Origin of the sequence: Collinsella sp. An2, from assembly GCF_002160065.1 — a bacterium.
Taxonomy (GTDB): domain Bacteria; phylum Actinomycetota; class Coriobacteriia; order Coriobacteriales; family Coriobacteriaceae; genus Limicola.
Window position 1 is genome coordinate 1 of sequence record NZ_NFJW01000033.1, and the last position, 6521, is coordinate 6521.

General features: G+C 64.2%; 5 protein-coding genes. All 5 read right to left on the reverse strand.

Annotated features, from left to right (window positions below):
* Positions 1-167 precede the first annotated feature (167 nt).
* The 5 genes from B5F33_RS10610 to B5F33_RS10630 all read right to left on the reverse strand — a co-directional run bounded on the left by B5F33_RS10610 (position 168) and on the right by B5F33_RS10630 (position 6431).
* Positions 168-1724, reverse strand: coding sequence for an LCP family protein (locus B5F33_RS10610; RefSeq protein ID WP_087411792.1), 1557 nt, complete (start codon positions 1722-1724; stop codon positions 168-170).
* Positions 1705-2667, reverse strand: coding sequence for a sortase (locus B5F33_RS10615; RefSeq protein WP_087411796.1), 963 nt, complete (start codon positions 2665-2667; stop codon positions 1705-1707). The genes B5F33_RS10610 and B5F33_RS10615 overlap by 20 nt, the downstream gene beginning before the upstream one ends.
* A 190-nt stretch (positions 2668-2857) precedes the next feature.
* Positions 2858-3532, reverse strand: a complete 675-nt coding sequence (locus B5F33_RS10620; RefSeq protein WP_087411793.1) for a hypothetical protein — start codon at positions 3530-3532, stop codon at positions 2858-2860.
* A 344-nt stretch (positions 3533-3876) separates the two neighbouring features.
* A complete protein-coding gene (glmM, locus tag B5F33_RS10625; protein WP_087411794.1) occupies positions 3877-5217 on the reverse strand; it encodes a phosphoglucosamine mutase in 1341 nt (446 codons plus the stop codon).
* A gap of 188 nt (positions 5218-5405) precedes the next feature.
* Complete coding sequence (locus B5F33_RS10630; RefSeq protein WP_087411795.1) at positions 5406-6431, reverse strand: IS1595 family transposase; 1026 nt, start codon at positions 6429-6431, stop codon at positions 5406-5408.
* Positions 6432-6521 lie beyond the last annotated feature (90 nt).

Sequence of the window (6521 nt, forward strand, 5' to 3'; positions counted from 1 at the left end):
AACAATCACCATGCTAGAGGGGAAGGGGCCTCGTTGCATAGCATCTAGTGCCATCCACCCGCACAGCGGGTGGTTTTCTGCGCCGCGCGTGCCGCGCGGCACGGACTAAAGTCCATGAAAGAAACAACCCCGACATGCACAAGGCATGTCGGGGCATGAAAGGGCAGCTACTCCTCGGTGTGGTCGGCCGCATCGTCCGATACTGGGACATAGAAGGTATCCAGCACGGTCTCGTATACGCTTGCCATATCGGGATGGAACTCGACGTATTGGGAGCCCTTGGTCGCTTCTCCCTGAAGCGTCGTGACGTCAAGCTGGCTCATGCCGTTTTGAATGAGCTTTGTCGCCAGAAAGCTGAACTCGCTGAGGCCCAGGTTGGTGGTGGAGTACTCCAGGGCGGTGTTATACAGATCGATCAGCACGCTCGGGTTGCCCTTGGCGCTTGCAATCGCCTGGGGGAAGAACGCCTGGAGATATTGCACCTGGCGCGCTTGGCGATCGAGCGAAGAGGTGAGCTGCGAGGTATCGCGATACTGCACGTAGCGAAGCGCCAATTTGCCGCGCAGCGTGATCTGCTGCCCCTCCACGATCGAGGTGCTCGGAATCGACGCGAGCGGTGTGAGCGTCACCCCGCCGACAGCGTCGTTCAGCGGTCCGACCCCGTCCATATCCATGGCGAAGTAATACTCCATGGGCACGTTATAGAGAATGCGAGACACCGCGCGCACCACGTTCCGGCTACTCTCGTCATACCCGTCTCCATAGCTGAACGCGAGGGCGATTTGCATCTGGTCCTGGCCTATGAACGCATCTCCCAGGTTCTCGTCAACGTCGACCATGGTGTCGCGCGGAATGCCGATGACCCGCATGGACCCCGTCTCGGTATCCATGGCGACCACCATGATGGCGTCGCCCTGCCCCGCCTTGCCGGTAGTCTCCACGCTGTCGCGGCGGTCGTAGCCAATCACCACGATGGATACCATGTTCTCGTTGTAGCGATACGTCTTTCCCTGGTATTCGACGGTCATGCCCTTATCGTTGGACGTTGCATCTTCGGAGGTCTCAAGCTCCTCCGGTGTCGAGGCGTCGCGCAGAGCCTCCTCGCCCTGGGCGACCATGCGACTGAGCGCAAACGCCGCCGTGCCTACTAAAACGGCAATGACCGCAATCACGATGGCCATGACCCGCAGGCGACGCTTCGCCTTGATATGGGTCTTCTTGCGCACACGGTGCAGGCCCTCATGTGGGTCCCTGGGCAGCTCGGGAAGCGGCGGCAGGTCGCGTCCGATGCCGTCTGCCTCGGTCCACCCCTCGTCAGGAGATCCCGCCACCGAAGCGCCGCCCTCGTCCGCCGCGCGACGGTCGGCATCCTGGCCATCGAGGTCGCCGATGCTTTCCATCTCGGTTTCCCGCGCCTTCGCTGCGCCCTCATTCACATGCCGCGAGGAATCCATCGCAGCGGAAGGCCGCCCTTCGGCGTTGTCAGCTGTTTTCTGGGACACGGCATTCCCCTTTCCGGTAATCGCTGCAGCGGGAACGGCCACGGCAGCGTCTTCGGATGCTTCGGCCTTAAAGTGGCGACCGCCAGCAGAGGCGCTCGCGACATCGCCCGCCAGCCCGCCTTCGACCTCTCGTCTTCTTGCCGATGCCCAGCTGGTCGAGGCGACGCCACCTGCAGCGGCTTCGTCCTTGCGGGAATCCTGCCTATTGCGTCGCCTGATCATCTACCAGCACCCCCGTCACCAGATAGCGCGTGTTATCGCTTGTCGCGACCCCGTTGCAGGTGCTCAGCTGGACGATCTTGTCATCGGTGGTAAGCGATGCCCCTTCGCGCGCGTTTTTCACCATGGACGTCGGATTCAGCACCGCATCGAAATACCGCTGCCGTACCGCCAGATCCGAGAAATCAAAACTGTTCATGATGTGGCGATCGTCATACACATACGCCGCGATGATGCGATAGCGAAGGATGTGGCCCGGCGTATAGATGTAGAGGTCCTCGTGTTCGTTGAAAAACGTCTGGTCTTCGAACTCGTGAAGATCGCCGAACATGGTCCCGTTGTCCGTGTCATGCCCGTAGATGAGCGTCACCGGGTCTGAGAAATCCCGCGCGTTCATGCTCTGGGTGAATATGGAACCATATACGTCGCTCGCGCCCGTGACATCGCGACGCAGATAAAAGGTATCGTCGACCGAGCTTTGGACGATAGGGAGGTTGATACCGGTGCCGGGGATGTAGATCCACGCATAGATATCTGCGCTGATCTCCTGTTGCTCGGCAAAGTCTATGGGGTTTTCCGGCAGCTCATCGCCCGCCTGAACATCAGTCTCGGGAACGGGCGTCTGCTCCTGACGCTCCTGTGCGCGGTCGCCGGCCGAAAGCACGCCCGACAAGGCTACGGCTCCACCCACCGCCACGACCAGACACGCTGCGAGCACCGCCGTGAGCAGCACCGTGCGGCGACGCGAGGCGTGCGGCGTCTCTGGGCTTTTGCTGCCCCCATCTGTCGGTGAGGTCCGAGAAGCCGTCGCCCGAGAGGACGGCGTCGACACCTGCGATGTCTGTGGCGCGGACGCCGAACCGCGCGCATGGGACCCCGCGCTCGTCGCGCCGCCGGACTCGCTTGACGCGCCCGCCTCCTCTGCTGGGGTTTCCCGCCGCCTCATATGCTTCGGTCTGTTCATATCCGTCATGGGTCGTCCATTCATCGTCTGCTGCCAGCCGCGGCACGGTGTCGCACGCCGCAAGACTCATGGCAACTCAACATCGACGCGGTCTTAATACAAAATGGGAACCCGCGGAAGGCAGGTTCCCATTGGATGCCTATACGCATATGCGCATGGAGCGCGGACGTTCCTACTTGGAGCCCTTCTTGCGCAGCGCGACGGCGGCGGAAGCGGCGCCCATCGTGGCGACGGCGGTCACTGCGGCGATCGGAGCAACAAAGACACCGGTCTGGGGAGAGGTGGCCGAGGTGTCGGTCTTAACCGTCGAGCCGCCCTGATTGCCCTGGGTCTTGTCGCCCGTGGTCTGGCCACCCGTGGTCTGGTTGCCTGCCGGGACGGAATCCTTGTCCACGACGATCGAGAAGACGGACAGACGGTCGACGGTGATGGACACGGTGCCGTTGGCGGCAACGGTCACGTTGCGGGTCTCGCTCGTGCCGTCACCGTGCGTGATGTACACGGTGGCATTGGCGCCGGCGTACTGAGAGCCAACGCTGAAGGTGAGCGTGAGCTCAGTGAAAGTCGCATCGCCCACGGCCTCGACGGTAAAGCTGGCATCGGGGGTCACGCCGGCAGGCACGTTGTCGGCCTGGACGCCGGAGGCGGCAGGCTCGGCATCGATGTAGCCAGAGCCGGATGCGCTCGTCACATCACCCGAAACGGTCATGGACACCTGGACGCCCGTCGGAGAGGACGGCGCGGTGACGGTCGTGCCGCTCGGGCTGTTGAACTGAGCGGCAAGCGCGATGCACGGGGCGGAAAACGCCAGCGTGGCCGCAGCAAGCAAGGTTACAAACTTCTTCATACGAACGGCTCCTTCAAAGTGTTGCCTTTAGAAGAGAAAAATGTCTCCCCTCCATGTTTTTTCATAGTAGGAGGGGCGACATTTTTCGTCAATGGAAACTCGGCAATCTTTACAGAAAGGCTGTGCGTACGGCAGCATTTCGCATGCGAGCGACTGGCGTTTCGATGACACGAGGGGCTCTATAGAACAGCCCGCTCGCGGTGAGCGCAGATCCGCTTGGGAAGGGACACTCCATATAGACGATGCGCCTCCCCCACCGATCGAACGGCAGGAAAGGCGCATCCGCATCAGCGCATATTCCGCATCAGCGCATATATGTGTGTGGCGGAAGAACGGTCCGTGCTCTACTCGGCGCGGTACGGCTCCAAAGCCTTCAACACGATAGCGTTCGCCTGACGGCAGAGCTCGTCGGTCGGCGCCTCGGCAAGGGTGCGCACCAAAGGCTCGGTGCCACTTGCGCGCACGAGCACGCGGCCGCGGTCGCCCAGGAACTCCCCTGCCTCCTTTGCAGCAGCTTCAACCGCCGGATCGCCCATGGCGGCGTCCTTGTCGGTCACGCGAACGTTGACGAGCTCCTGGGGATAGAGCTTCACCGGCGCGCACAGCTGCGAAAGCGTCTCGCGCTCGGCACGGATGACCTCCATCAGGCGCAGGCTCGTCATGATGCCGTCGCCCGTGCACTCGATATCGCCGAAGATGATGTGGCCGGACTGCTCGCCGCCCAGGCTGTAGCCGTTGGCGCGCATACACGCATAGACGTTCTTATCGCCCACGGCCGTGGTCTCGTATGACAGGTGCGCGTCATCGAACGCCTTGAACAAGCCGTAGTTGCTCATGACGGTCGGCACGACCGTGCCGGCGGTCAGACGTCCGTGCTTGTTGAGGTAGACGCCGCACACATACATGATGAGGTCTCCGTCGACCACGTTGCCGCGCTCGTCGACCGCGATGCAGCGGTCGGCGTCGCCGTCGTAGGCAAAGCCGACGTCGAGGCCCTGCTCGACCACGTGGCGGCGCAGGCGGTCGATGTGGGTGGAGCCGCAGTCGACGTTGATGTTCAGGCCGTTCGGCGCATTATTGATCACGCGCACATCGGCGCCAAGCGCATCAAACACCGGCTTGGCAACGGACGATGCGGAACCGTTGGCGCAGTCCAGGCCGACCTTCACGCCCTGCAGCGAGAAATTGGCGCTCGCGATGAGGTGTGCGATGTAGCGGTTGCGCCCCTGCATGTAGTCGATGGTCGAACCGATATGGTCGCCCGTGGCAAGCGGCACCTCGCTCTTGCCGTCGATGTAGTCCTCGATGAGCTCCAGGACATCCTCGTCCATCTTGTAACCCTCGCTGTTGACCAGCTTGATGCCGTTGTCGGTATAGGGATTATGCGACGCAGAGATCATGATGCCGCAGTCGAAACGGCCGTCGACCGTCTCGTAGGCGACGCCCGGCGTGGGGATGACGTGCAGCATATACACATCGGCGCCCGAAGCGACGAGACCTGCCGTAAGCGCAGATTCGAACATGTAGCTGGAGCGGCGGGTATCCTTGCCCAGTACCACGCGCGCCTTGGTGTTGCGGCGCTCGCCGTAATACCAGCCCACGTAGCGACCGATCTTGAACGCATGCTCTACGGTGAGCCCCACGTTCGCCTCGCCACGGAAGCCGTCGGTGCCGAAGTATTTCATCGCTTGATCCTTTCGATAGGATGCCTTGGTTGCAAGAGGACGGATGCCGCCTCTGCGGCCGGTCCGGTCGCCGCGCACCCGATGCCCCAGCGAGCATGGGCGCTCGTCCCTGCGGCGAGGCCGGCATCATTGTACCGTCGCCTGGTATGCCCATAAAAGACCAACACGGTTTTTAGGACCAGGCTGTGTTAACCCTCCATTTGTACGCCCATCTCGGGATGGAAGGGGTAGGGCGCCCCGACGCGCTCCCGCCAGCTGAGGCGGTACCGCGCCGTGCCCATGTGCTCCCGGATCGCGCCGGGCAGGTCCCCGAGACGCCTGGCCTCCCGCTGCCACTTGAACCACATGAGGTAGCCGTGCAGCCTCCTCGTCGAGACCCCGCGGAACCTCGAGAGGAAGGCCTTGAGGGCCGAGTGCACCGAGTTGACCAGGTTGAGGGGGGCGGGCGAGCCGCCCGAGGCGAAGCGCAGGTGCGCGGCGGCGCCCATCTCGCGCAGCGCCCTCACGTAGCCCTTCTGGCGGTCGGTCGAGACGACGGCGCCCTCCACCGCGCAGCCGGCCATGGCGCGCCGGGCGTCGCCGACGCCGAGCTTGCCGCGGCAGGCCTCCTGCAGGAACACGCCCCCGCGCGGGTTGGCCGCCACCACGACCGAGACCTTGTCGCGGCTGACGCCGCCGCGGGCCCCGTCGCCGCCGCGCCTGCGGGCCGGGCGGGGCATCGGCGCGCCCCCGCGCGAGTGGTTGCCGGAGAGCGAGTCCGGGACGAGCGTCTCGTCGACCTGCACGGGGCACCCCGGCCCGGCCTCGAAGGCGGGCAGCGACCGCTCCATGACCTCGAGGAGCCGGTGGCGCATCGAGAAGCTCGTCCGCAGCGACACGCCGCAGGCCGCCGCGCAGTCCCTGAGCGTGGCGCCCGAGACCATGAGGGCGGCGTACTCGGCCCAGGTCGGGCCGTCGAGCCTGCTGGAGGCGAGCACGCTGCCCGTCGTGCCCCGGAAGGTCCTGCCGCAGCCGCGGCACAGCCACCGCTGGGCCCCGTCGGCGTCGCGGCCGCGGCGAACCACGTGCGGGCACCCGCACCTCGGGCAGCAGGGCCGGTCGCCGGCGTCCCCGGACGCGTCGGCCTCCATAACGGCAAGCAGCGCCTCGAGCGCCGCCCTCCTGTCGTCGCCCCGCATCGCCCTGAACATGCTCTCCCAGCCCATCGCCGACATCTCAAGCTCCTCTCCCCGGGAACGGACTTCCAGCGGAAGGGTAGCGCGCCGAGCGGACAAGGATACAAATAGAGGGTTAACACAGCCTTA